The sequence below is a fragment of the Bradyrhizobium sp. AUGA SZCCT0105 genome, from assembly GCF_018129565.1.
Classification (GTDB): Bacteria; Pseudomonadota; Alphaproteobacteria; order Rhizobiales; family Xanthobacteraceae; genus Bradyrhizobium.
Map to the genome: position 1 here is coordinate 476683 of NZ_JAFCMK010000005.1, position 25918 is coordinate 502600.

25 protein-coding genes are annotated in these 25918 nt (G+C 65.0%); 15 read left to right on the forward strand and 10 right to left on the reverse strand.

All coding sequences use genetic code 11. From position 1 onward, the window contains the following. The first annotated feature begins 233 nt into the window (after positions 1-233). The 4 genes from JQ573_RS25265 (at position 234) to JQ573_RS25280 (ending at position 4267) form a co-directional block, all read left to right on the forward strand. On the forward strand, positions 234-1220 hold the full coding sequence (locus tag JQ573_RS25265; protein WP_212315686.1) for a DUF2778 domain-containing protein: 987 nt from the start codon (positions 234-236) through the stop codon (positions 1218-1220). Between the two features lie 249 nt (positions 1221-1469). Next, positions 1470-2519: an aromatic ring-hydroxylating dioxygenase subunit alpha gene (locus tag JQ573_RS25270; RefSeq protein ID WP_212315685.1), complete on the forward strand. Its 1050-nt coding sequence runs from the start codon at positions 1470-1472 to the stop codon at positions 2517-2519. A gap of 8 nt (positions 2520-2527) precedes the next feature. Further along, on the forward strand, positions 2528-3274 hold the full coding sequence (locus JQ573_RS25275) for a GntR family transcriptional regulator (protein WP_212315684.1): 747 nt from the start codon (positions 2528-2530) through the stop codon (positions 3272-3274). A gap of 12 nt (positions 3275-3286) precedes the next feature. Beyond that, the gene (locus tag JQ573_RS25280; RefSeq protein ID WP_212315683.1) at positions 3287-4267 is read left to right on the forward strand and encodes a PDR/VanB family oxidoreductase; all 981 of its coding nucleotides are present in this window, start codon (positions 3287-3289) and stop codon (positions 4265-4267) included. A gap of 33 nt (positions 4268-4300) precedes the next feature. Here the strand turns inward: JQ573_RS25280 and JQ573_RS25285 are convergent, their stop codons facing one another. Continuing rightward, positions 4301-6262, reverse strand: a complete 1962-nt coding sequence (locus tag JQ573_RS25285) for a bifunctional diguanylate cyclase/phosphodiesterase (protein ID WP_212315682.1) — start codon at positions 6260-6262, stop codon at positions 4301-4303. A 265-nt stretch (positions 6263-6527) separates the two neighbouring features. On the opposite strand from JQ573_RS25285, the gene JQ573_RS25290 reads away from it, so the two are divergent. Continuing rightward, a complete protein-coding gene (locus JQ573_RS25290) occupies positions 6528-7523 on the forward strand; it encodes a VOC family protein (protein ID WP_249132255.1) in 996 nt (331 codons plus the stop codon). Between the two features lies 1 nt (position 7524). Further along, positions 7525-9156 carry a bifunctional 3-(3-hydroxy-phenyl)propionate/3-hydroxycinnamic acid hydroxylase gene (locus tag JQ573_RS25295; RefSeq protein WP_212315681.1) on the forward strand — a complete coding sequence of 544 codons (1632 nt, stop codon included), beginning with the start codon at positions 7525-7527 and terminating at the stop codon, positions 9154-9156. Here JQ573_RS25295 and JQ573_RS25300 read toward each other — a convergent pair. From JQ573_RS25300 to JQ573_RS25310, 3 genes are read right to left on the reverse strand one after another with little or no spacing between them, the layout of a single operon-like run. After that, positions 9146-9619, reverse strand: coding sequence for a heme-binding protein (locus JQ573_RS25300; RefSeq protein WP_212315680.1), 474 nt, complete (start codon positions 9617-9619; stop codon positions 9146-9148). The two genes, JQ573_RS25295 and JQ573_RS25300, sit on opposite strands and share 11 nt — an antisense overlap. 39 nt (positions 9620-9658) lie before the next feature. Further along, on the reverse strand, positions 9659-11164 hold the full coding sequence (locus JQ573_RS25305; protein ID WP_212315678.1) for an aldehyde dehydrogenase family protein: 1506 nt from the start codon (positions 11162-11164) through the stop codon (positions 9659-9661). A gap of 10 nt (positions 11165-11174) precedes the next feature. Then, the gene (locus JQ573_RS25310) at positions 11175-12716 is read right to left on the reverse strand and encodes a hypothetical protein (protein WP_212315676.1); all 1542 of its coding nucleotides are present in this window, start codon (positions 12714-12716) and stop codon (positions 11175-11177) included. A 309-nt stretch (positions 12717-13025) separates the two neighbouring features. On the opposite strand from JQ573_RS25310, the gene JQ573_RS25315 reads away from it, so the two are divergent. From JQ573_RS25315 to JQ573_RS25340, 6 genes are all read left to right on the forward strand, one after another. Next, positions 13026-13793, forward strand: a complete 768-nt coding sequence (locus JQ573_RS25315) for a TenA family transcriptional regulator (RefSeq protein WP_212315675.1) — start codon at positions 13026-13028, stop codon at positions 13791-13793. Positions 13794-13814: 21 nt separating this feature from the next. After that, positions 13815-14159 (forward strand): 2Fe-2S iron-sulfur cluster-binding protein, encoded by a 345-nt coding sequence (locus JQ573_RS25320; RefSeq protein ID WP_092124472.1) that lies wholly within the window; start codon positions 13815-13817, stop codon positions 14157-14159. Between the two features lie 3 nt (positions 14160-14162). After that, positions 14163-14459 carry a ferredoxin gene (locus tag JQ573_RS25325; protein ID WP_212315674.1) on the forward strand — a complete coding sequence of 99 codons (297 nt, stop codon included), beginning with the start codon at positions 14163-14165 and terminating at the stop codon, positions 14457-14459. 12 nt (positions 14460-14471) lie between these two features. After that, on the forward strand, positions 14472-14801 hold the full coding sequence (locus JQ573_RS25330; protein ID WP_212315673.1) for a 2Fe-2S iron-sulfur cluster-binding protein: 330 nt from the start codon (positions 14472-14474) through the stop codon (positions 14799-14801). A 127-nt stretch (positions 14802-14928) separates the two neighbouring features. After that, positions 14929-15738: a GntR family transcriptional regulator gene (locus JQ573_RS25335; protein ID WP_212315672.1), complete on the forward strand. Its 810-nt coding sequence runs from the start codon at positions 14929-14931 to the stop codon at positions 15736-15738. Positions 15739-15915: 177 nt separating this feature from the next. Then, the gene (locus JQ573_RS25340; RefSeq protein ID WP_212315671.1) at positions 15916-17547 is read left to right on the forward strand and encodes a GMC family oxidoreductase; all 1632 of its coding nucleotides are present in this window, start codon (positions 15916-15918) and stop codon (positions 17545-17547) included. A 139-nt stretch (positions 17548-17686) separates the two neighbouring features. Here the strand turns inward: JQ573_RS25340 and hemE are convergent, their stop codons facing one another. Then, positions 17687-18733 (reverse strand): uroporphyrinogen decarboxylase, encoded by a 1047-nt coding sequence (gene hemE / locus JQ573_RS25345; protein ID WP_212315669.1) that lies wholly within the window; start codon positions 18731-18733, stop codon positions 17687-17689. Positions 18734-18866: 133 nt separating this feature from the next. Here hemE and JQ573_RS25350 point away from each other — a divergent pair, with 133 nt between their 5' ends. Continuing rightward, positions 18867-19052: a hypothetical protein gene (locus JQ573_RS25350; protein WP_092124477.1), complete on the forward strand. Its 186-nt coding sequence runs from the start codon at positions 18867-18869 to the stop codon at positions 19050-19052. A gap of 156 nt (positions 19053-19208) precedes the next feature. Here JQ573_RS25350 and JQ573_RS25355 read toward each other — a convergent pair whose 3' ends face one another. From JQ573_RS25355 to JQ573_RS25365, 3 genes are all read right to left on the reverse strand, one after another. Beyond that, positions 19209-19499 (reverse strand): PilZ domain-containing protein, encoded by a 291-nt coding sequence (locus tag JQ573_RS25355; protein WP_312011619.1) that lies wholly within the window; start codon positions 19497-19499, stop codon positions 19209-19211. A 156-nt stretch (positions 19500-19655) separates the two neighbouring features. Continuing rightward, a complete protein-coding gene (locus JQ573_RS25360; RefSeq protein ID WP_212315668.1) occupies positions 19656-21326 on the reverse strand; it encodes a pilus assembly protein TadG-related protein in 1671 nt (556 codons plus the stop codon). Between the two features lies 1 nt (position 21327). Further along, a complete protein-coding gene (locus tag JQ573_RS25365) occupies positions 21328-21741 on the reverse strand; it encodes a TadE/TadG family type IV pilus assembly protein (protein ID WP_212315666.1) in 414 nt (137 codons plus the stop codon). Positions 21742-22139: 398 nt separating this feature from the next. Here JQ573_RS25365 and JQ573_RS25370 point away from each other — a divergent pair, with 398 nt between their 5' ends. Next, positions 22140-23027, forward strand: coding sequence for a LysR family transcriptional regulator (locus tag JQ573_RS25370; protein WP_249132260.1), 888 nt, complete (start codon positions 22140-22142; stop codon positions 23025-23027). A 30-nt stretch (positions 23028-23057) separates the two neighbouring features. Here JQ573_RS25370 and JQ573_RS25375 read toward each other — a convergent pair whose 3' ends face one another. Then, complete coding sequence (locus tag JQ573_RS25375) at positions 23058-23273, reverse strand: SlyX family protein (RefSeq protein WP_212315664.1); 216 nt, start codon at positions 23271-23273, stop codon at positions 23058-23060. After that, a complete protein-coding gene (locus JQ573_RS25380; protein WP_212315663.1) occupies positions 23266-24018 on the reverse strand; it encodes a rhodanese-related sulfurtransferase in 753 nt (250 codons plus the stop codon). Before JQ573_RS25380 ends, JQ573_RS25375 begins: the two co-directional genes overlap by 8 nt. 185 nt (positions 24019-24203) lie before the next feature. Here JQ573_RS25380 and ggt point away from each other — a divergent pair, with 185 nt between their 5' ends. Beyond that, the gene (ggt, locus tag JQ573_RS25385) at positions 24204-25790 is read left to right on the forward strand and encodes a gamma-glutamyltransferase (RefSeq protein WP_212315662.1); all 1587 of its coding nucleotides are present in this window, start codon (positions 24204-24206) and stop codon (positions 25788-25790) included. The last annotated feature ends 128 nt before the right edge of the window (positions 25791-25918 follow it).

The window sequence follows — 25918 nt, forward strand, 5'->3', positions numbered from 1 at the left end:
TTTTTCGGCCATTTCAGCCCGCCAGGGGCTGATTCGCTGGCACTTTCCAGCCGAAAAACGTTTAAAAATCCTGTCGTTGCCCGCTTCGTCTCGATTATGCCTTACTCTAATTCCCTGATATAATGAGCAAACGGTGAATCCAGCGTGGGCCGGGTAACAGGCCCCACAGCACCGACTTGGGGATGATGGGTCAACGTACGACGAAAGCTGCCGCGCGCAAGACAAGCCGCGGCATGTCTCTGGTGGGCAGCACGGCGTTTGCCGTGACCGCGCTCGTCATGTCGTCTGGCCTTGCCGCCTGGATGGTCGGCATCGACCCCACCGCATGGCTGCATGGACCGGCACTCGCCAACACCACCGCCTCGCTGAACTTCGACGATCGCTTCGGCGCTCGTTCCACGATCAATTCGGCTTCGCTCTATTATCCTTTGCGCCGCGGGTTCCGTTCGAGCCGCGGCGATTTCAATTCCGAGTTCGGTCAGATCGAGGACGCGCTGGCCGGCCAGCTGCGTGACACCCAGACCGAACTGCCGACCAGCCAGCCGGCGTCGGCGTCCGTCGCCGCGGCCGCCACGGCGACATCCACTGTGCCGATGCCGCGGTCGCGGCCGGCCGAGGCCAATCTGCTGGCGCGCAACGATCAGCCGCTGCCGCCGCAGGCGCCGGTGCAGCAGGGCGACAACCGGACGTTCCTGCAGAAGATCGCCGACATGATGCCGGGCAAGCTGCAACTGGCCTCGATCGATCCGAATGATGGCTTGTTGTCCGGCCCGAGCCTCGATCTCGGTGCACTCGGTTATGACAGCACCACGGCGGTCTACGACATCACCGGCCGCATCGTGTACATGCCCGACGGCACCAGGTTCGAGGCGCATTCAGGCCTCGGCAATCTGCTCGACGATCCGTCGCATGTGACCGCCCGCAACGCCGGTGCGACGCCGCCCGGCGTCTACGAGATGAAGCCGCGCGAGAAGTTGTTCCACGGCGTGCCCGCGCTGCGCATGACCCCGGTCGATGGCAGCGATACGTTCGGGCGTGTCGGCCTGCTCGTGCACAGCTACATGCTCGGGCCGAACGGCGACTCCAACGGCTGCATCTCGGTCAAGCACTACGACAAATTCCTGCAGGCCTATCGCAGCGGCACGATCAAGCGCATCGCCGTCGTGGTCAGCATCAAGGACGTCAAGTCGGCCTCGACCCGCGCGGCGTCGAACTCGTAAGCCGCACACCGGCGCGGCCGGTTCAGCGAATCCGTCGATCCTCAGTGAGCCTCCTCGCCTCCGGCGCGACAAGCGACGGGCGATGCGCCGTTGGCGTGGCGGAATGCGCCGGCAGAGCTCCCCGGCTTTCAACATTGGGTGTCAGTATACATTTTTATCCAGTATAGGTATTATAATACTTCGTATTGCCAAAATTGAAATGTTTATGTATGCATAAGGTATCCGATGCGATCCCGAGAGGGCGACCCGATGCCAAAACCCTTCCCAATGAACGCGTGGTACGCGGCCGGCTGGGATGCCGAGATCAAGCACGCGCTGTTACCGCGGACGATCTGCGGCAGGCATGTCGTGATGTTCCGGAAGGGCGACGGCGAGGTCGTGGCGCTCGAGGATGCCTGCTGGCATCGCCTTGTCCCGCTCTCCAAGGGCCGGCTCGACGGTGACACCGTAGTCTGCGGCTATCACGGCCTGAAATACAATGCGCAGGGCCGCTGCACCTTCATGCCCTCGCAGGAGACGATCAATCCGTCGGCCTGCGTGCGCGCCTATCCCGTCGTCGAGCGCCACCGTTTCATCTGGCTCTGGATGGGCGATCCCGCGCTCGCCGATCTCGCGCTGGTGCCGGACATGCACTGGAATCACGATCCGGCCTGGGCCGGCGACGGCAAGACCATTCACGTCAAATGCGACTATCGCCTCGTGGTCGACAATCTGATGGACCTGACCCACGAGACCTTCGTGCACGGCTCGAGCATCGGCAATGATGCGGTTGCCGAAGCGCCGTTCGACGTCACCCATGGCGAGAAGACCGTGACCGTCACGCGCTGGATGAGGGGCATCGAGGCGCCGCCGTTCTGGGCCAAGCAGTTGCAGAAGCCGGGCCCGGTCGACCGCTGGCAGATCATCCGTTTCGAGGCGCCGTGCACCGTCAACATCGACGTGGGCGTTGCGCCGGCGGGATCGGGCGCGCCGGAGGGCGATCGTTCGCAGGGCGTCAACGGCTATGTGCTCAACACCATCACGCCGGAGACCGAGAAGACCTGCCATTACTTCTGGGCCTTCGTCCGCAATCACCGCATCACCGAGCAGCGCCTCACGAGCGAAATCCGCGACGGCGTCGCCGGCATCTTCCACGAGGACGAGATCATCCTGGAAGCGCAACAGCGCGCGATGGACGAGAATCCGGACCGCGTGTTCTACAACCTCAACATCGACGCCGGCGCGATGTGGGCGCGGCGCGTCATCGATCGCATGGTGGCGAAGGAAAATCCGCCACAGCAGTTGCAAGCGGCGGAGTAGGCCGGGCCATGGCGGAACGCGAAGCCGATCGCTCAGTATCGCACACCGTGCGGGCGCAGCTCGCGCTGCGTGACCTGGTTCTCTCGGGCCGCCTGCGGCCAGGCGAGCGCATCTCGGAGCTGCAGGCGGTCGAGATCACCGGGGTGTCGCGCACGCCGGTGCGGATGGCGCTGGTCCGGCTGGAGGAGGAGGGCCTGCTGGAGGCGATCCCGTCCGGCGGGTTCATGGTCAAGGCATTTTCCGAGCGCGACATCCTCGATTCGATCGAGCTGCGCGGCACGCTGGAGGGGCTTGCCGCGCGCTTTGCCGCCGAGCGCGGCGTCTCGTCGCGCGATCTCGAGCCGCTGAAGGAATGCCTCAACGAGATCGACGGCCTGGTGCGGCAGGACCCGATCTCGGTCGAAGTATTTTCGTCCTATGTCGCGCTCAATGCGCGCTTCCACGCGCTGCTCACCGAGCTGTCGCGCAGTCCGCCGCTGATCCGGCAGATCGACCGCGCCTCGGCGCTGCCGTTCGCCTCGCCGAGCGGCTTCGTGATGGCGCAATCGGCGTTGCCCGAGGCGCGCCAGATCCTGCTGATCGCGCAGGACCACCATCGCGTCGTGGTCGACGCCATCGAGAACCGCGAGGGCGCGCGGGCCGAAGCGATCATGCGCGAGCATGCCCGGCTTGCGGCACGCAATCTGCGGCTGGCGCTGCGTAACCGCACCCACCTCGATCTGCTGCCGGCGCTGGCGCTGGTCACGGCCGGCTGAACGGAGCGCGCGATGCGATTCATTGAAACCTGGACGTCGGCCACGCTGCTGGCGACGCGCGATCTCACGCCCGGCATCCGCGAATTCCTGCTGCGGCCGGACAATTTCACCGGTGCGCCCTATCCCGTCGGCAGCCACATCGATGTCGGCGTCACCATCGACGGCCAGCCGCAGACCCGGTCCTATTCGCTGGTCGGCGAAGTCGATCCGCAAGGCTTCCGGATCGCGGTGCGGCACGCGCCGGATTCCCGCGGCGGCTCGCGCTACATGTGGTCGCTCGCGCCGGGGGCGCGGCTCTCCATCACGCTGCCGACCTCGCTGGTGCAACTCGACTGGACGCGGCGGCATTTCTGCCTGATCGCGGGTGGCGTCGGCATCACGCCGGTCGTCGGTGCGGCCGAGGTGCTGGTCCGCCGCGATGCCGACGTGACCTTGCACTATGCCGTGCGCACGCGCGGCGACGCGGCCTATCTCGATACGCTCGAGCGTCTGCTTGGCGACCGCCTCATCGTCCATGCCGGCGACGAGGGCAGACGGCTGAACCTCGACGGCGTCTTCGCAGGCTTGCCGCAGGATACGATGACGTTGTTTTGCGGCCCGATGCGGATGCTGGATGCGGCGCGGCGTGCGTGGGAGGCGTCCGGCCGCCCGCTGACCGATCTGCGTTACGAGACCTTTGGATCGAGCGGGCTGTTGCCGACCGAGGCGTTCCGCGTGCGCCTCAGGGGTGAGGGGACCGAGTTCGTGATCCCGCGCGACCGCTCGATGCTGGACGTGCTCAACGAAGCCGGCCATGAGGTGATAAGTGACTGCCGGCGCGGCGAATGCGGCGTCTGTGCGATTGACGTGGTCGATGTCGACGGCGCAATCGACCATCGCGACGTCTTCTTCAGCGACCACCAGAAGCAGGAGAGCCGCAAGATCTGCGCGTGCGTCTCGCGTGCCCGCGGCACCATCACGGTGGACACCCTGCATCGCGCCGACGCGCTCTGATGTGCCGGACCGGTGCGCGGCGCCCGATCGGCGTTACGCCGCGTGCTCCGAGTGCTGCGGATTGTGATCGAGCAGCGCGGAGATATCGCTGCCCGACATCGGCCGGCCGATCAAATAGCCCTGCACCTCGTCGCAGCTGGTCTGGCGCAGATATTCGAGCTGATCGGCGGTCTCGACGCCTTCGGCCACGACGCCGATCTGCAGGTCCTGCGCGAGGCCGATCACCGATTTGACGATCGCAGCGCAATCCGGCTGGGTCAGCATGTCCCGGATGAAGGATTGATCGATCTTGATGCGGCTGAACGGCAGCTTGCGCAGATAGGTGAGCGATGAGAAGCCGGTGCCGAAATCGTCGAGCGCGACCGTCAGGCCGAGCTCGAGCAGCCCGTTCAGGATCACCGGCGCCGATCCATATTTCGAGATCAGCATCGATTCGGTGATCTCGATCTCCAGCCGGTTCGGCGCGACATTCGCCTCGGCAAGCGCCTCGACGATGGTCTGCAGGATGCCGACGTTCTGGAACTGGACCGCGGAGAAATTCACCGCGATCCTGATGTCATCAGGCCAGCGGGACAGCATCGCGCAGGCGCGGCGGATCACCCACTCGCCGAGCTGGTGGATCAGTCCGCTCTCCTCGGCGATCGGAATGAAGACGCTCGGCGGAATCAGACCCCGTGTCGGATGCTGCCAGCGCAACAGCGCCTCGAAGCCGGTGACGCGGCCTTCGCGGATGTCGAGGAACGGCTGGTAGACGAGAAAAAGCTGGTCGGCCTCGATGGCCTGTTCGAGGTCGCGCTGCAGGGCGCGGCGGTCGCGCGCCGACTGGTCGTCGTTGGCCTCGAAGAAGCAGATGGTGCCGGGGCCGGATTTCTTCGCCCGGTAGAGCGCGATGTCGACATGCTTGAGCAGATCGTGGGAGGTGTTGCCGTCCCGGGGCGCGAGCACGATGCCGATGCTGATCGCGCTGGTGATCTCGAACCCGTCGATCGGGAACGGATCGGCGAAGGCCGCGACGAACCGCTCGGCGATCGCGAGCGCGTCCTCGGGCCGCGTCAAATTGGACATGATCAGCGCGAACTCGTCGCCGCCGATCCGCGCGACATGTTCGGCCGCGCGCGTGCAGCGCTGCAACCGGGCCGCAAGCTGCACCAGGAGCTCGTCGCCCGCCGGATGGCCGAACCTGTCGTTGATCTCCTTGAAGCGATCGAGATCGAGCAGCAGCACCGCGAATTCCTCGCCCGAGCGCTCCAGCCGGCTCAGCGCGCCATTGAGCGCCTCGTTGAAGGCGACGCGGTTCGGCAGATGCGTCAGCGGATCCTGCCGCACCGTCCGTTCGGCTTCGTGCTGGGCGATGATGCGGCGCCTGAACTCGAACGCATTGACGAACACGCCGCGCAGCAGCACGGAGCCGTAGACCAGGACGAGCACGACCATCAGCAGATAAATGAAGTCGCCGTCCCTGCCGAGGCAGATCGCGGTGCCGACGAAGATCGGCCCGGTGAAGGCAATCGCGGCGATCGGGATCGTGGAGAAGGCGAAGGCGCCGCCGGCCAGCATGCCGGCGCAAAGACAGGTGATCACCAATTGGGCGCCGCTCGATGCGTTCGCGAAGAAGGCGACGGGGACGACGCCCCAGGCCGCGCCCAGCGCCAGCGCATTGCGCACCAGCCGGTACATGGTCCGGCGCGACACGAATTGCGGCTTGGCGATGCGGCGCGATGCGCGCACCTGCATGCCGAAGAACAGCGCCGCGCTGCTCACCGCAGCGGCCCACACCAGCGCGAAGGCCCAATCCGGCGATTGCCACAGCGCAGCCGCGAGCACCAGCGCGTTGCAGGCGTTGGCCAGCATGATGCCGAAGGAATAGCCGAGCACGAGCGAAACCTGCTCGGCGCGGATGTGGCCGGCGAGCGCTTCATCCGTCGGTGGTGCGCCGAAGGCCGCGAGGTCACCCGCGAACAAGGCCGCGAAATATGATCTGAGATCGATACGCATCTCACTACGTTGCCTGCATGGTCTGGCCATCGCGGTGCCGAAGAATTCTCTGCAAACCTTTGACAAACTATGAACTATTGGAACGGACCGTGCCACCGCGGGCGCCCGCTTCGGTTTCACCGGGAGGCATTGCTAACAAATCGATACAAATGCGTGATGTGACGTCACGGATCGGCAGAGATTGCCCAATCCCACGCGGCTTGATCGCTTGCCGGTTTTTCGCAATGAGTTGGGTTCCCGCGACCGGCAAAACCAGAAGGTGCGCATGAGGTTCCCGACCACGAACCACGATCCCGGGTTTCGGATCACGCGGGCCAGCCACGTCGTCCTGACCGTCTGTGATCTCGCGGCAAGCCGGCAGTTCTACGAAAATGTGATCGGGCTGATCCTGACCGCGGAGGAGGGCGATGCGCTCTATTTCCGCGGCGTCGAGGAGGCCTGTCATCACAGCCTTGTGTTGCACAAGGGCGAACGCGCCGTCTGCGCGCGGCTCGGCCTGCGGGTGTTTAGGGATGATGACCTCGACCGGCTCAAGGCCTTCTTCGAAGCGCATGGCTGCGAGACCGCCTGGGCCGAGGTGCCGCACCAGGGCCGCACGCTGCAGGCGACCGATCCGGCCGGCACGCCGCTGGAGTTCTGCGCGACCATGCCGGTCGAGCCGCGCATGATCACCAAATTCACCCGCCATGCCGGCGGCTCGGCGCTACGGCTCGATCATTACCAGGTGCTGACGCCGGAGGTGCGCAAGGCGTGCGAGTTCTATACCGCGGCCGGCTTTCGGCTCAGCGAGTATATCGCGCCTGCCGGCACGTTCGATCTGCGCGGCGTGTTCCTGCAGCGCAAGGGCAATCCGCACGACATCGTGTTCTTCAACGGTGCGGGGCCGCGGCTGCATCATTTCGCGTTCCTCGCGCCCGAGGTCCATCACCTGCTGAACGCCTGCGATCTCGCCGGCGAGCTCGGCCATGGCGCGGCGGTCGAACGCGGACCCGGGCGGCACGGGCCGGGGCACGCGATGTATGTCTACATGCGCGATCCCGACGGGCACCGCGTCGAGCTGTTCAACACGCACTACCAGATCATGGACATCGAGAACGAGCCGATCGGCTGGGATCCGTCAGACACCAAGATCTCGTTTCCATGGGGGCTGCCGGCGCGACAGGCTTGGTTCGAGGAGGCGACGCCGTTCGAAAGTGTCGCGATCCGCGAGCCGCAGGTGAAGCCGAAGCCGTTGACGCTCGAGAGTTACCTCGCGAAATAGCATGTCGATGTCTCTCGCGAACCCCGGGCATGATCCCTTGTATGACGCGGCCATCGTCGGCCTCGGGCCGGTCGGCGCCATCTTCGCCAATCTGCTCGCGAAAGCCGGCCTGAGCGTCGCGGTCGTCGAACGCACTGCCGACATCTACGACAAGCCGCGCGCGATCACGCTCGATCACGAGGCGCTGCGCGTGCTGCAGGCGATCGGGCTCGGCGATTTCATGGAGCAGGCGATCGCCCCGCATAACGGCTCGCATTATCTCGGGGTCGACGGCGAGATCATCAAGATCTTCGACCCGATGCCGCCGCCATATCCGCTCGGCTGGATTCCGAACGTGACGTTCGTGCAGCCGGATGTCGAGCAGGCGCTGCGCGAGAAGCTTGCCGGCTATCCGCAGGCTGACGTTTTCCACGCAACCGCCGCCGTGGCGCTGGAGCAGGACGAGCGCGTGGTGACGTTGACCGCGCAGCGCGAGGGAGGCGAGGAGTTCCTGATCCGCGCGCGTTATCTGGTCGGCTGCGACGGCGCCAACAGCTTCGTGCGCAAGCAGCTCGGCATTGGTCTCGACGACCTCGCCTTCGACGAATGGTGGATGGTGGTGGACACGCTGACCAGCGATCCCGCCAAGCGGCCGGCCAGGAGTTTTCAGTATTGCTGGCCGTCGCGTCCCGGCACCTTCGTGCCGGGGCCGCGCAATCTGCGGCGCTGGGAGATCAAGCTGCTGCCGGGCGAGGATCCCGAGGCGTTCGGCGCACCCGACAACGTCGTGACGCTGCTGAAGGGCTTCACCGACATTTCCGACCTCACGATCTGGCGCTCGGCGGTCTATCGCTTCCACGCGCTGCTTGGGCAGCGCTGGCGCGACCGCCGCGTGCTCCTGATGGGCGATGCCGTGCACCAGACGCCGCCGTTCCTCGGCCAGGGGCTGTGCGCCGGCATCCGCGATGCCGTTAACCTGGCCTGGAAGCTGAGGCTGGTTCTCCGTGGCGACGCCCACGAGGCGCTGCTCGACGCTTACGAGATCGAGCGCAAGCCGCATGTCCGCGCCGTCGTGGCCAGCGCCAAGGAGTTCGGCAAGATCATCGGCGAACTCGATCCTGTAGCGGCCGCCGAACGTGACGTGCGGCTGCGCGCCGACCTGAAGGCCGGCAAGGCCGAAACCATCAGGCAGAAATTCATCCCGGATCTCGTCTCCGGTCTGATCGCGCGCGATGCCGTTCTGGCCGGGCGGCTGTTCGTGCAGCCGCATGTGCGTGCGCCGGATGGACGGACGTGCCGGCTCGACGATTTGCTGAGGCCGGAGTTCGCGATCGCGACGGCGGCCGCGGAGCCGATGGCGTGGCTGTCGGACGCGTCTTGTGCCGCCTGGCAGCATCTCGACGGCGAACGTGTCGTCATCGCCACGTCAGGTGAAGGCGGCGATGCCAACGGCATTCTGAACGTGGTCGAGCGCGACGGGCTGTTCGCCGACTGGATGCGGCAACATGGCGCCACCGCGGTCATCGTGCGGCCCGACCGTTACGTCTTCGGAGCCGCCGGCAGCGCCGACGAGCTCAATATGCTCGTCGGGCAACTGCTCGAAGGTCTCGGTGCGAGACATCAGCCGTTCCCGGCGACACCAGTCACTTCTTGATGTCGGCTGCGACCAGCACACGATGGCCGCGCAGCAACTCCTGCAAGGCCTGCAGGGCTGCGACGCCGCATTGGGTATCCTGCTCGCCATTGCCGCCGCTCAACCCGATGCCGCCGACAACCGCGTCGTCGACTACGATCGGAAAGCCGCCGACGAACACGGCGAATTTTCCGTCAAAACTCCACTGAATGCCGAAGGCCTCGTTGCCGGGCAGGGCAGGTCCGTTCGGTGGCTGGTTGAACAGATGGGTGGAGCGCTTGTGCCCGGCCGCCGTGAACGCCTTGTTCCAGGCAATCTGGGGACCGGTGATCCGCGCGCCATCCATCCGCTCCAGCGCCAGCGGATAGCCGCCGTCGTCGGTCACGCAGACCGTCTCCGCAACGCCGATCTCGGCGGATTTGCGGATCGCGGCCGCGATCATGTGGCGGGCTTCGGCAAGTTCGAGTTTGAAAGACTGTCTCATCGCTCTGGTCCAGGATTGGAGTGGGCGGTCGACCGCGGCTCAGGTGCCGCGGTAGACCGTCTTGATCTGGGTGTAGAATTCGAGGCCGGTGCGGCCGGACTCGCGGAAGGTCGAGGTGCTCGACCGTTTCAATCCGCCGAACGGCGCGTTGATCAAATTGCCCGTGGTGGTGCGGTTGATCTTCACCGTTCCGGACTGGATGTCATTGGCGAAATCGTGCATCGCGCGCGGGTCGCGCGTCACGATCGCGGCCGACAGGCCGTACTCGCTGGCATTGGCCTTGGCGATCGCGTCAGTATAGCTGTCGACCTCGATGATCGCGATGACCGGGCCGAAGATTTCCTCGCGTGCGATCGTCATGTCCTGGGTCACATCGGTGAAGATCGCGGGTGAGACGAAGTAGCCGCCGTCATAGGCGGCACCGGTGAGCCGGTCGCCGCCGTGGAGGTGCGTCGCTTCCTTTTTCCCGATCGCGACGTAGCGCAGCACGGTTTCGAGCTGCCTGGCTGTGGCGAGCGGCCCCATCTCCATTCCGCTTGTGAGGCCGCTGCCGATCTTGATCGCCTTCACCTTGGCGAGCAGCCGTGCGGTGAACTCGGCGCGCACCTGCTTCATGACCAGGACGCGGCTGGTGCCGGTGCAGGCCTGGCCGGCCAGCGACAGGCCGCCTTTGACGGTCAAATCGACCGCCAGATCGAGGTCGGCGTCGTCCATGACGATCAGTGGATTCTTGCCGCCGAGCTCCATCTGCGTACGGGTCGTGAAGCTGACCGCGCGGCAAATCTGTTCGCCGGCGGACGTCGATCCGGTGAAGGAAATCGCCCGAATGACCGGCGGCTCGGTGATGCTAGGCCCGATCTCGCCGGCCTTGCCGGTGATGAAGTTGAGCGCGCCGTTCGGCAGGCCTGCCGCAATCAGCGCCTCCGCGAGGCGATAGCCGCTCAGCGGCGCATCGGACGACGGCTTGAACACCACCGTGTTGCCGGTGACGAGGGCCGGCGCGATCTTGCGCGCCGGGATGGAAATCGGAAAATTCCAGGGCGTGATCACCGACACGACGCCGAGCGGCTCGCGCAACGTATAGACCGTCATATCTGCATCGTCGTTCGGAAACACCTCGCCGGTGAGCGACTGTCCCTCGACGGCATAGAACCGCAGGGTTTGGGCCGAGCGCAGCACCTCGTCGCGGGCGAGGCCGAGCGATTTGCCCATTTCCCGCGTCATCTCTCGCGCAATGTGATCTGTGCGTGCCTCGAGATGATCGGCGGCCCGGTTCAGGACGGCCGCGCGTTTCGTGATCGGCGTCCGCCGCCAGCCCTCGAACGCGGCGGCCGCGGCATTGACGGCCGCTTGCGCATCGGCGGCGGTCGATTCCTGGAAGCGTCCGACTAGGTCGCTGGTGTCGGCGGGATTGATGTTCACGAATAGTCGGCCGGACGCGCTCGCGACCCGCTCGCCGGCGATCAGGTTCGGAAATTGTTCGATCCCTGCGCTGCCCTCCGCGGAAGGGGGCGCGTTGCGTATCGTCGTTTCAGCTATCGTCACAGGATTCTCCTCAATGCCAGATCAGTACCGCGCAGACGGTCGACACCGCGAGCCCGGTCAATACGGGGATCATCGCCGTCCGCACGATCTGGAAGACGGGGACGCGCGCGAAGCCGGCCACTGCGATCAGCGACGACCAGGCCACCAGGGTGCCGCCGCCGGTCCACACCGCGCCCATCTGGCCGATCGCGGCGAGCGTCGCGGGCTCCATTCCGACCGACGGTGCCAGCGCGCCCGACAGTGAGCCGGTCAGCGGCAAGCCGGCAAAGCCCGAGCCGTCGATGCCGGTGATCATGCCTGATATCAGGATGCCGAAGGCGACGAAAATCTCGTTGCCGGGGATCCAGGCTTGCGCGGTCTGGATCAGTTCGAACAGGAGGCTCGGCGCCTGGGCCGCAGGCACCCCGAGGATCGGCGCAGACAGGCCCGGCTCGGCGCCGAGAAAGAAGAACCCCGCGATCGGCAGCACGGAGCCCATCGCCTTGAATGCGAAGACGAAGCCTTCGGTGACGTGGTCGGCGCTGGTGTCGAGGAATTTGCGCAGGTCGTCGGTGATGAAGGATGCGCAGATCATCAGGATCGCGGCGACGCCGCCGACCAGTGCGGCAGCGTCGCCGCCCTTGAGGTCGTGGCCGATGCCAAGCTTGGCCAGCACCATCACCGCGATGACGCAGAGAAAGGCGAGCGGGGTCGCAACCGCAAAGAATTTCGACCAGCCTTCGCGGCGGGTCGGCACCCCGGCGAGTTCCTTGTCGATCTGCGCCTGGGTCGCGAGCGGCCGCTGGCCGTCGGCGGTGCCGCGTGCGATCTCCGCCTTGTCGAAGCTGCCTTCCTGCTCCAGCCGTGCCAATTCGCCGTTACTGGACTGCGCCTGCCAGCGCTCCAGCAGCCGCTCGTCGGCCTTGGTGATCGACTTGCGGATCGAAAGATAGGCGAGCGTCAACGCGATGCCGCCCGTGATGAGGGATAGCACCAGCGCGCGGTCCGCGACGGTGGCGGCGCTGACCGCGGCGCCGGCCGCCTTGGCGCTGATCCCGGGCGCGACGCCGATCACGTAGTCCGACGACAGCGCCATGCCTTGCCCGGCGATCGCGATCGCAATGGCACCGCCGAGCGGCGACAGGCCGGCCGCAATCGCCGCGGGCAGCAGCACCGCGGAAACCAGCGGCACTGCCGGCGTCGGCCAGAAGAACAGCGAGATCACATAGGTGATGGCGGCAAGCACGAAGTAGGCGGTGTGTCCGCTCTTCATAATGGCGCGGAACGGTTCGACCATGCGAATGTCCGAGCGTAGCACCTTGAGCGCGTTCAGCAGCGCCGTCATCAGCGCGATCACCAGGAAGATGTTGAAGAGCTCCTTGGCGGCGGTGAAGCTCGCGTTGAAGACGCTGGCGAGTGCCGCGACCGGGCTGTGCGTCCAGGCAAGCGCGACCAGGAGTGTCGCGATCACCGACGGCACCACGACGTTCGCGCGCCAGATCATGGTGAGAACGATGACGGCGACGCCGAGCAAATAGACCCAGTGCGCGGCAACGATCGGAGCGTGCTGCATGGTTGTTGCTTCCCCCTCTAATGCGGCGAATAATGTATACTGTATTCCGTATTGGCAAGCGCAAATTGCGAGCTGCCAATCCGCGCGTCGCAGAAGGATGGGAGCATTTGCGACCGCATTTTTGTGCACGTGAAGCACAAAATAGCGGCGATTCAATGCGGTTGGTGTCGGGTGGGAGGGATGGCCGGGAACCCGGCCTTCGGTGTTGACAGGCGCGAAGATAGTATACAGTATACCCAAATAGCCGAACCGAAACGGACCGATGGTCGTTGCCGGACGGCCATTTCTTCACGGCACAGGAGCGCCACGATGCAAAAGCTGATGGATCACGTGGAATTTCGAGCGGCCCTCGAAAATGCCATCAAGGGAAAGAGCGCCAACAAGGCTCCGTTCAGCGTCGCCTGGGCGAGCGGCAAGCTCAGCCGCGCGCATCTCGCGCGCTGGGCCGAGAACCACTACCACTATGTCGGTCCGTTCGCCGACTACCTCGGCTACATCTATGCGCGGATGCCGGAGCAGTACCAGGAAGCCAAGGACTTCCTGCTCGCCAATATGTATGAGGAGGAGATCGGGGGCGACCGTCACACCGATCTGCTGATCCGCTTCGCGGAGGCCTGCGGCACGACCGCGGCGCGCATCAAGAATCCCGACAACATGACGCCGACGACGCGCGGGCTGCAGAGCTGGTGTTATTCGGTCGCGATGCGCGAGGATCCGATCGTCGCGGTGGCCGGCCTCGTGGTTGGCCTGGAGTCGCAGGTACCTTCAATTTACCGAAAGCAGACGCCGACCCTGCGCGAGAAGTACAAATTCACCGATGAGGAAGTCGAGTTCTTCGACCTTCACATCGTGTCGGACGAAATTCACGGCGAGCGCGGCTACCAGATCGTGCTCGAGCACGCCAATACGGTCGAGCTGCAGCAGCGCTGTCTCAAGATCTGCGAGATCGGCGCACAGATGCGGCTGCTCTACACCACCGCGCTGTACCACGACTATGTCGCAAGCGACATTCCGCTGGCGGAGCTTGATCTTGCCAGCGGCGTCTCCGCTGAAGAACGCGTGCTGTTGCAGGCCTGAGCCGCAGGGAGCAGCGGCGCGATGCCCAACGTCATCTTTCACCGCAACGGCGAGACCTTTGTCGGCGAGGTCAAGGAAAACACCAATCTGGTGGTCCGCGCCGGCATCCGCCAGTTTCCCTATCCCAACTTCCTTTACGGCTGCGGGATGGGGAAGTGCGGGAAGTGCGCGTCGCTGATCATCAAGGGCGGCGAGCACCTGCCGGAGCCGAACTGGAAGGAAAAGAAGCGCCTCGGTGCCAGGATCGAGCAGGGATATCGCCTCGCCTGCCAGCTCTGGCTCACGCATGACGTTGAACTGTCGCAGGAGGCAGCCCCGCTGGTCGACGTCGTCGCGCCGGCCGGCGCCGCGGTTGGGAGGACGTGACCGATGTATGTGATACTGACGAGCAAGCCGGGGCAGTTTCGCACCGAGATCACTGACGGCCTGCGGCCGCTCGCGGCCTATGACTACCTGTTCTACGGCATCAGGAAAGCGACGTTCGTGATTGCAGAGCTGGTCGAGGAGACCAAGGTCAAGGTGATCGACGAAGCCTGGTCGCCGCCGATCGTGAACGAGGTGCCCTCGAAATTCCTCGAAAAGTTCGAGACGCCCGAGCGGGCGCTGAACGAACTCGAGCACCTCATCACATTCGGTCACATGGACACCAAGCTGCGCAAGCGCTGAGCGGATGGCGGGATGATCGAAGTCACGTTTCTGACCAACGGCGGGAAAACCGTCACCGCGGCGGAGAACAGCAATCTGCTGCGCGTCTCGCTGCGCGAGCAGGGCGGCATTCCGTTCAAGTGCGGCGGCGGCCTGTGTGGAACCTGCAAATGCCTGATCGAGAAAGGCATCGAGAACACCGATGCGATCAAGCCGAAGGAGCGAAAGCACCTCACCGACGCGCAGTTCGCCGCCGGCTATCGGATGGCGTGCCAGACCTTTCTCACCGGCAGCGTGAGCGTGTCGTGGGTGCCGAAAGCCGCGGTGCCGGGGGCTCGACCTGTAGCTGTTGACGGCGAATGAGCGCGGCTTGATGGCATGCAGCCGGCGGTCTAAATACGCAACAGCGGTCATTCGGCCAGGACTCTGGCAGCTCGCTGGACCTCCGGTGTCCATGCATTGAGCGAGGCGCGGCCGGACAGGTCGGTTCATGGCAGGCAAGCTCGGAAGCTCCAAACGTCTCGGCGACGACTATCTCTCCCTCCACGGCAAGGTCATCGAGGAGCTGCGGCAGGCGATCCTGAGCCGGCGGCTGAAGCCGGGCGAGCGGCTGGTCGAGGGCCGCCTCGCCGACGAGCTCGGGGTTTCCCGCAATCCCGTGCGCGAGGCGATCCGCGTGCTGGAGTCGGAGGGGCTCGTCGAGGTGACCGCGCGGCGCGGCGCCTCCGTCATCACGATGAGCGATGAGGAAGCCCGCGAGACGGTCGAAGTGCGCGCGCTGCTCGAGGGACAAAATGCGCGCCTGGCTGCGCGTCGCCGCGAAGAGAGCATCATCAAGCGGATCGCGGCGGTGTTGAAGCAGGGCAACGAGGCGGTCGCGGGGCGGCGCTACGACCTGTTGTCGGATCTCAACCAGCAATTCCACCATGAATTGGCGGAGGCCGGCCGCAACCGCGTGCTTGCCGATCTGCTGAAGCGGCTGCGCGAACGCACGGCGATGCTGTTCTCGCCCACCGATCCGGTGCGCCAGGCGCGGACCTGGGATGAGCACGCTGCGATCCTGCGCGCCATCATCGCCGGCGACGAGCGCGCCGCCGCCACGCTTGCCGCCGAGCACGTGATGCGCGCCGGTGCGGACTTTCTCTCGAGCCTCCATGTGCCCGATGAGGAGACCTCGCTGGAGGCGGCGTCGGCGAAATACGGCCTGCCGTCCGGCTCCCGCGTGGATCAGACGGCGACCAAGCCGGCGCGCCGGAACCAGCAGCGCGCCGGTACGCGGCGGCGAAAAGCAGAGAGCTGAACGCACCCGTCGCGTTGATGGTTTGTGGCCGCCGATCCCGCGGTCAAAGGTCCGGTGGTACCGCTCCGGATCGTCAGCTAACTTTCTTGACCGTATCTGCCACGCTCGCTACGTCTCTTCCCAATGCTGGGCAGGGGCGCAACCCTGCCGGCCGCGCCGCATGGCCGGGGGAAACGAATGAACAACAACAAGGATGGCGCGTCGCCGAACGACGTCGCCGAATTTGATTACGTCATCGTCGGCGCCGGCTCGGCCGGCTGCGTGCTCGCCAACCGCCTGAGCGCCGACGGCAGGCACTCGGTGCTGCTGCTCGAGGCCGGGCCGAAGGACACCAACATCTGGATCCATGTCCCGCTCGGCTACGGCAAGCTGTTCAAAGAAAAATCCGTCAACTGGATGTACCAGACCGAGCCCGAGCCCGGCCTGAACGGACGCCAGGTGTTCCAGCCGCGTGGAAAAGTGCTCGGCGGCTCCAGCTCGATCAACGGCCTGCTCTATGTGCGCGGCCAGCACGAGGACTATGACCGCTGGCGGCAGCGCGGCAATGCCGGCTGGGGTTATGACGACGTGTTGCCCTATTTCAGGAAGGCGGAGGATCAGCAGCGCGGCGGCGACAAATATCACGGCGCTGGCGGTCCGCTGCCGGTATCGGACTGGCGGCATGCCGATCCGCTGTCGGAAGCTTTCGTGCATGCCGCGGCCGAGGTCGGCATCCCGACCAATCCGGATTTCAACGGCGCGACCCAGGAGGGCGCGGGCTTCTTCCAGACCACGACGCGGCGCGGCCGGCGCGCCTCGACGGCGCGGTCCTATCTGCGGCCGGCGCTGACGCGCGGCAATTTGCATGTCGAGACGTCGGCGCTGGCGCAGCGCATCCTGTTCGACGGCAAGCGCGCGAGCGGCGTCGCGTACAAGCAGAACGGACAGTTGCGGACGGCCAAAGCGCGCAAGGAGGTGCTGGTGTCGAGCGGCGCGTACAACTCGCCGCAATTGCTGCAGCTGTCCGGCGTCGGCCCTGCCGATCTGCTGAGGCAGCATGGCATCGAGGTTCTGCTCGATGCGCCCGGCGTCGGCAACGACCTGCAGGATCACATGCAGGTGCGCATCGTCACGCGCTGCGCCCAGACCGTCACGCTGAACGACGTCATCAACAATCCGGTGCGCCGCGTCATGGCGGGCCTGCGCTACGCGGCGTTGCGCAAGGGGCCGCTGACCATCGCCGCCGGCACCTCGGGGGCGTTCTTCAAGACCAGTCCGCGGCTGGCGTCACCGGACATCCAGATCCACTTCCTGCCGTTCTCGACCGACAAGATGGGCGAGAAGCTGCATCCGTTCTCGGGCTTCACGGCTTCGGTCTGCCAGCTGCGCCCGGAGAGCCGTGGCTCGCTGAAGATCAGGAGCGCGGACCCGGGCGCGCCGCCGGAAATCCGCATCAACTATCTGGCGACCGAGACCGATCGCCGCGCCTTCATCGACGGCATCCGCATCCTGCGCAAGATCCTGGCCGCGCCGGCGCTGAAATCATACTCGGTCGGGGAAGTGGATCCCGGCGCCAAAGTGGTGAGCGACGACGATTTGCTCGATTTCTGCCGCCGCACCGGCAGCACGGTCTATCATCCGACCTCGACCTGCCGGATGGGCAACGATGCGCTCGCGGTCGTCGACCAGCGGCTCAAGGTGCGCGGTGTCGAGGGTCTGCGCGTGGTCGATGCGTCCGTCATGCCGGACCTGATGTCGGGCAATACCAACGCGCCGACGATCATGATCGCGGAGAAGGCGTCGGACATGATTTTGGAGGATGCAAGGTAATATCTCGCGCCGTCATCCTGAGGTGCGAGCGAAGCGAGCCTCGAAGGATGCACGGCCACAGACGGGCCGTCGACCCTTCGAGGGCCGCTGAAGAAGCGGCCACCTCGGGGTGACGGTGAGAGGGCAGTGCCGCGAGGCCTCACCCCCTATACGCGCGCACCCGTGCGACCATCTGCTCGACATGGGCGATCGGCGTCTCCTGCAGGATGCCGTGACCGAGATTGAAGATCAGCCGCCCCTTGCCGAAGTTCTCCAGCACATCGTCGACCGCGCGGTCGAGCGCGGCGCCGCCGGCAATCAGGGCCAGCGGATCGAGATTGCCCTGCACGGCGACGCGGCTTTGCACGCGCTCGCGGATCATCGACGGCTCGGCGGCCCAGTCGATCGAGACGGCATCGACGCCGGTTTGCTCGACATAGGCCGGCAGCATGCCCGCCGCGCCGCGCGGAAAGCCGATGATCCGGGCACCGGGGACCTGCTTGCGCACCCCGGCAACGATGCGCCGGGTCGGCTCGATCGACCAGCGGGCGAACTCGCGCGGCGGCAGCACGCCGGCCCAGGTGTCGAATATCTGCAGGCAGTCGGCGCCGGCCTTGAGCTGGCCGACGAGATAGTGGATCGAGTTCTCGACCAGCACGTCGATGATTTTGGCGAAGGCGTCCGGATGGCGATAGGCGAGCATCCGCGCGGGGGCCTGGTCCGGCGTGCCCTGTCCGGCCACCATGTAGGTCGCGACCGTCCATGGCGCGCCGCAGAAGCCGATCAGCGTAATGTTTGGCGCAAGCTCGCGCCGGACGCGGCGCAGCGCTTCAAAGACCGGCTCGAGCTTGTCGAAATTGGCCCGCGTGGCCAGCGTCGCGATCTCGCCGGGCGTTGCCAGCGGATCGAGCCGCGGCCCTTCGCCGGCCTCGAAGCGCACCGAACGGCCGAGCGCGTAGGGGATCACCAGGATGTCGGAGAAGATGATGGCGGCGTCGAAGTTGAACCTGCGGATCGGCTGCAGCGTGATCTCGGTGGCGAATTCGGGCGTGAAGCAGAGATCGAGAAAGCCGCCGGCCTTGGCGCGCAGCTCGCGATATTCCGGCAGATAGCGGCCGGCCTGCCGCATCATCCAGAGCGGCGGCACGGCTTGCCGGTGGCCCGATAGGAGGTCGATGAGCGGCTTCTTGGTGGGATCCTGGGGCACGCGAAAGTTCCTGATCACGGTCAAAATTTGGCCCCTGATACACGCTGCGGCGCAATGGGCCAAGGCGATACTCAAGGCGGTTCTGGAACCCCGGTTTGCGGAGGGGCGTTGTCCCCCGGAATGGAGGGACGACATGGCCGAGAAATTCGATCCTGCAGCACATGACAAGCACGCCGAGAAGCCGCACGAGGCACGGGCTGCCGACCGCAAGGCGCGCTCCCGATTGAAGGAGGGGCTGGAGGATACCTTCCCGGCCTCCGATCCGGTCAGCGCCACGCAACCCGCGCCGTCGAAGCACGACGGCAATCGGGACAATTAGCTGTTATATCCCAGCGGTCGCTAACCACGATGCGACATGGGTTCAGCCGTGCGAGGAACGGCTCACTGCGGAGCGGTGGTTCGAAGGGCAACGCGCCCGCGGTGTGGGGCGCGATCGTCGCGGCAGGAATCGCCGTATCGTGATGCGCTGGACCGGCTAGACCGGACCGCCTTCGGGGCGCTGCACCCGGTCAAATTCGAAGGTCACGCCGAGCCGGCGCTCCAGGTGCCAGACCAGAATGCAGTGCCGCCGGATCGGTTCGCTCTCGATCTGGAGATCGAACGCGAACGGAATTGCGGCATCGCCTTCCACGGCCAGCCCCGCGCCGCCGGTCGAGATGTTGAGCACAAGACATCCGACGCTGGTGTTGCGGAAGAAGATCGTTCCGCGCTTCATCAGGACGGTTCGCTGGCTGTCGATCTTGTATCTTTTTATTGTTGTACTCACGCCAGTCTCCTACCCCGATGTGATGCCCGCGCGCATCGTTCCCCCGAGAACGCCCTAGAGCGGGATGACTTTTCGTCGAAACATCATCGCGCTCTATCTCTTTGTTTTGAGCATGATCGTTTCGGAAAACCGCTACACACTTTTCCGGATCATGCTCTAGTTCACCAGCACCGCGCCGTCGCAGCGGACGCCCAGCACCCAGACGTCGACCTGGCCGAGCCCGATGCCGAGCGTCGAGAGCAGGGACGCCAGCACCTGATCGATCGGGCTCGTCACGCCGTTCAGGATGCTCATGACGAGCGCGCCCAGTCCCGGGATCGGAAGCCCGAGCGGTCCGACATTGATGGTGAGCGAGAGGTCGCCGAGCAGGGTTGATGTGAGCGAGGTGAGGAAGTTGGTGGTCGTCACCGTCTTCTTCGTCCCCGACTGGATGTCGCTGTAGCTGAAGTTGACGTTGGTCGGCGTGGTGTTGCCCATGCCGGCATGGGCGAGGCCGGTGACGGTGATGAGGCCAAGATTGACCAGCAGCGCCGGCGGCGGATTGGGCTTGGTCGTGAAGTTGGTCATGTCGGCAACCGTGACGTTGCCGATCCAGGCGTCGACGATTCCCGGCGTCACGCCGATCGTGACCTGCGAGGTGTTGATGTTCGGATGGCCGCAGGAGACCGCGTTGAGCGTCGCGGTACCCGAGGCGACCTCGACATAGACCGGGAGGTTGATCGCGGAAACGCTGCCGGAGCCGAGCACATTGATGGTCGCCAGGATCCTGGTCTGCGCGGTGTGGACGCTCACGCCCTGGGTGCCCATCGCGATCCAGCTCGAGCCGACCGGACGCTCGCCGATCGTTGCGATCACGGATACGTTGGCGATGCCGGGCAGGCCGAGATTGACCGAGGTTGCGATCTGATGGTTGCCGTTGGCGATCTGCGCCACCGTGTTGATGAGGTCGAAGACCGAAACGCTGGCGCCGACCTTCGGTTTCTGTCCCACCGTGAGGTTGGCAAACGGGCCGAGATCGACCAGGGTGCCCGGCGAAATCTTGGTTGAGGAGCCGGTGACGGCCTGGGAGATCGTCGACAGTGCGGTCGTCGCCGCGTTGGCGCCGTTGGTGATCTGCTGTGTGGTCAGCGCGGCCGCCATGATATCGCCGACCTTGAGGTTGCTGCTCAGGAGGTCGCTATAGGTGACGCCGGTCAGGTTGACCCGGGTTGCCAGCGCCGACAGGAAGTCGAGGGCGTCGATCTTGGCGCTGATCAGCGAATTGTAGTCCATCACCGAGAGCGACAGTGTGGTGCCGAGCATCGAGCCGAGCAGCGCATTGATCACGCCGCCATTGACCGAGAGCAGCCGCGAGCCGATCGCGAACGTGGCCATTTCGGTCGATGTCGCGGTGGCGGTCGTCGTGATGTTGAAGCTGCTCGCGCCGGTGATATAGCGCGCGAAGTAGAGCGGGGTCTTGGTCGTCAACGTGACGCGCGCGGCGTTCGGAATGCCGACCGCCGGGGTCACGAAACGAGCCTGCGGCGCGATGGCGCTGCTTGCGGTGTAGGTCCCGGTCTCGACCTTGACCAGCGCGCTGGCCGGATAGTTGTTCTGCGTCACCGTCGCGGAGGCGGCGTTGACCGGATTGCTCAGATTGGCGGCAGCGACGATCGCGGCGAGGTCGGCGGTGCTCTGGGTCTTGCGCCGGTCGGCGAAGATCGTGCCGAGATCGATGGCAAGCCCGGCGCACCCGATCAGGAGCGTCATCAGGCCGGCCGACATCATCGCGAAGTTGCCTCGTTCGTCGGCGCCGAAACGCCGCATCAGCATGAGGATGCCGCTCATGCTAGAATCCCCCGTACTGGATCGCAGCGGAGCGGACGATGGTGCTCGCCGGAGTGGGGACGAAAGGCAGCTTGTAGATGAAGTTGCCGGCCGCGTTGTAGTTGACCGTCACGACGTAGACGTTGGCGTTCAATGGGGACGGTGCGGCATTGACGGTGAGATTGCTGGCTACCAGCAGCGGATAGGTCGATGCGTTGGCGGTGACGTAGCTCGTCGCGAGGCTGTTGCGTTCGGTGTCGGTCATTCCGGCGATCGACGACCGCGCCGCTTCGGCGGCGAGTTGCTGGACGCCATGCACCATCGCGAGATACGAACCGAATACAATGATGCCGAAAATGAAGGCGAGAAACAGCGGCAGCATCAGCGCAAATTCGACAGCAGAAGCGCCGCTTCGACACCGAAATAACCTGGTCATGGCACACCTCGAAACGCAATCTAGGGCGCCACGTTGCGAGGCTTTGATTAAGGAAAACTATGAAAACGCTTCCGCGAATCAGTGACGTCAATTCAGCTGAATGGCAGCGTTCGAATTTATTGGGTGGGCGACACGTTATGGGGCGATCAGGATTTTTGATGCCGTGTCCGCAGAAACCCGGGGTCTGATTGTGTTGAGGTGCTGCATGCGCGTGCAGATGCAGTCGTCCGATACCGTAGCACTACGTGGCAATGCACGTAACAATACATAAGGCCTGCAACTACAATAGCATCGCGGCAAATTGAAGCTAAACGAAAGTGCAACCAAATGTTAGTATAGCTGAATCGCATACTATGGAGATCGTAATTGCGTCCCGTGCTGAGATTGGAGGGCTCGCGATGCACAGACCACGTCAGCATTTGAATATTCCGACAGAGATCGTTCGCACCGTCGTTGCGATTGCGGAGACGGGAAGTCTATCGAAGGCCGGCGAGCGTCTCGGCCTCAGTCAGCCGGCGATCAGTTCGCAGGTCAAGCGACTGCAGAGCCTGGTCGGCGGCGCGCTCTTCGTCAGAACGGCGAACGGCACCACGACGACGGAGCTCGGCAAGGTTGCCGTGCAGCAGGCAAGGCGAATCCTCGAAGCGAACGACCAACTGCTTCGGCTCGGCGGCAATCACGAAGGACCGCAGCCGTTGCGGCTCGGAATAAGCACGATGCTCGCCGAGGAATTCCTCAAGCTGCATCCGGCCGACGTACTCGCCGACGTGCTGGTTCACGCCGACATGTCGCCGATCGTCATCAGAGGATTGATCGACGGCTACATCGACATCGCCTTCGTCTACAGCAACCCTTCGCTGGAGAACGAACACGAGGTGACGATCGCCGCCGAGGCCGAAGAGCGCTCGGTTTGGGTACGGTCACGCGATTTTGTTCTGCGGCCGGGCGCCCCGATCCCGATCCTGGCGTGGCCGGGCGACGACTGGATGATCCGGACGCTCACCAAGCACAACATCTCGTACAAGATCGTGTTCAGGAGCCCGAACCACCAGCTGCGACTCGAAGCCGCACGGGCCGGATACGGCCTGACGGCATGCCCAGAGCGGATGATCCCGTCCTCGCTGATCTCGGCGAAGGACTATTACCTGCCGGAGCTTCCGTTGCAGAAGCGCCTGCTGTGTGTTCGGCCGGGCCTCGAGGGAAGCCGCGCGACGGCGATGGTGCAGCGGTTGTCCAGCCTGTTCTTCAGCGGCGCGAAGCCGATGCGTCAGGTGAGCAACATGTAATCCGGCGCCGCCGGACAGCGGCGGCGCCGATCAGTAGTGCGGTGGGCGCTCGTTGGCGGGGCCCGGCGCCTGGCGTTCCGCCTCCTGAAGCCGGTCGCGCAGCTCGGCGAGCTGGCGCGTCAGCGCGTCGATCTGCTTCCATTGTGTCGTGATGGTCTGATTCAGCGTCTCGATGGCTTCGTCCTGGTAGGTCAGGCGGACCTCCAGCGCATCGATCCGTTCGCTCAGCTTGGCCGCGTCATTCATGGACGGCATCCTCGTGCCCACGTTCACGCAGGCCGTGGCCGAGCGCGACCCGTTCGTCGAACACAAAGCAGTCGCCGCGCCAGCGGCTGTCCTGCCGCGGCGTTTCCTCGAGATATTTCAGGATGCCGCCCTTGAGGTGATAGACCTCGCCGAAGCCTTGCGCGAGCAGATAGGCGCTCGCCTTCTCGCAGCGGATGCCGCCGGTGCAGAACATTGCAATCCTGCGGTGCTTCGCCGGATCGAGGTGCCGCGCGGCAAATTCCTTGAATTGTCCGAAGCTCGCGATCTTGGGATCGACCGCGCCTTCGAAACTGCCCATCGCGACCTCGAACGCGTTGCGGGTGTCGAGCACCATGATGTCAGGCGAGGCGATGAGTTCGTTCCAGTCGCCGGCGTCGACATAGGTGCCGACCTGCCGCGTCGGATCGACCGTGGTATCGCCGAGTGTCACGATCTCCTTCTTCAGCCGCACCTTGAGCCGCTGGAACGGCATCTGCGCGGCTTCGGAAAATTTCAGCTCGAGATTGTCGAGGCGGCCGCCGAACAGCGGCCCGTGCCTGAGCTCAGCGACGAAACCATCGATGGCTTCGTCGCTGCCGGCGATGGTGCCGTTGATGCCCTCATACGCAAGCAGCACGCTGCCCTTGAGATCAAGGTTGGTGCAGAGCGCGCGCAGCGGCTCGCGCAATGCGCGGAAGTCGGGCAGCGCGGCGAACTGGTAGAAGGCGGCGACCTTGAGGGGCATGGCCGGGGTGTTTATCAGGCCCGCCTGAGCGGCGAAACCCCGCAAAGCCATGCATTATCGGGATAATTCCTCTGGCATACCATGCATTGCCCTGCCGGGGACGAATGTGCCATGTACTCCGCATCCCCTTGGCATCCACCCGCCGCAGCAGCATCAGACCATCACGATCAAGCGAGCTCTCCGTCATGAGAAATTTCCACTTCGCCGGCCGTTCCACGGTCCACGCCCAGAACGCGATGGTTGCAACGTCGCATCCGGAAGCGGCGCTGGTGGCCATCGACGTGATGCGCGCGGGCGGCACCGCCGCGGACGCTGCGGTTGCGGCCTGCGCGCTGCTCGGCGTCATCGAGCCGCAATCGACCGGCATCGGCGGCGACTGCTTTGCGCTGATCCAGCCGAAGGGCGAGGGCAAGATCACGGCCTATAATGGCAGCGGCCGGGCGCCGATGGCGGCTACCGCCGAGTGGTATCTCGAACGCAAGATCCATTCGGTGCCGCTGACCTCGGCGCATGCCGTCAGCATTCCCGGCGCGATCGACGCCTGGGACGTGATCCTCAGGGATCACGGCAAGTTCGGCTTCGACCGGCTGCTGCAGCCCGCGGTCAAGGCCGCCGAGGAGGGCTATGTCGTCGCTCCGCGCATCGCCTTTGACTGGAAGAACGGTTTTGAGAAGCTGAAGAACGGTACCAACACCGAGCGCTATCTGCTGCCGCACGGCAAGCCCGCGGTCGCCGGCGACGTGATCCGCCAGCCGGAGCTCGGCAAGACGCTGCGCGCCATCGCGCAAAAGGGCCGCGACGCTTTCTATAGCGGCGAGATCGCCGCCGACATGGTCGACACGCTGCGCGGCATCGGCGGTCTGCATACGCTGGAGGACTTTGCGGCGCATTCGACCGAGACGACCGCGCCGATCGGCACGATGTACAAGGGCCATGACGTTTGGCAGTGCCCGCCGAATGGCCCCGGCATCACCATGCTGGTCATGCTCAACATCCTGTCGCGCTTCGACCTGACCAGGTTCAAGCCGCTCAGCATCGAGCGCTTCCACCTCGAGGCCGAGGCGGCGCGCATCGCCTACATGATGCGCGAGCAGTACATCGGCGATCCCCAGCACGCCCATGTCGACGTCGCCGGGATCCTCTCCAAGGAGTTCGCCGACGAGCACATCAGGAATATCCGGATGGACCGGCTGCTCGAACTGCCGAACGTTGCGCCGCCGATGAATCCCTCGACCGTCTACATCACGGTGGTCGACAAGGACCGCAACGTCTGCTCGTTCATCAATTCGATCGCGCATTCGTTCGGCTCGGCGATCGTCTCCAACAAGACCGGCGTCCTGCTGCAGAACCGCGCCGGCGGCTTCCGCATCCAGCCCGGCCATCCGAACTGCATCGCGCCGGGCAAGCGTCCGCTGCACACCATCATCCCGGCGCTGGCCACGAAAAATGGCCGCGCGGTGATGCCGTATGGCGTCATGGGCGGGCAGTATCAGCCGGTCGGCCAGACCCGCGTGCTGACCAACATGCTCGACTATGGCTGCGACATCCAGGAGGCGATCGACATGCCGCGCGGCCTGCATTACGAGGGCGTCTACCAGCTCGAGGACAGCGTGCCGGCGGAGACCGTCGAAGGCCTGAAGAAGATCGGCCACAAGACCACCAGCGTGGTCGCGCCGCTCGGCGGCGGCCAGGGCATCTGGATCGATTGGGAGAAGGGCACGCTGACCGGCGGCTCCGATCCGCGCAAGGACGGCTGCGCGCTCGGCTACTGATTGTCGCAGGCGGCAGCGCCGGATATGCGTTGAGGAACTAGCTGTTCTCGCAGGGATTGGTGCTGGAAGCCCTTTCCCGCGAGGCCCGCCATCAGCTCCCTCGATCCAGATGATACGGACCAGGCCGA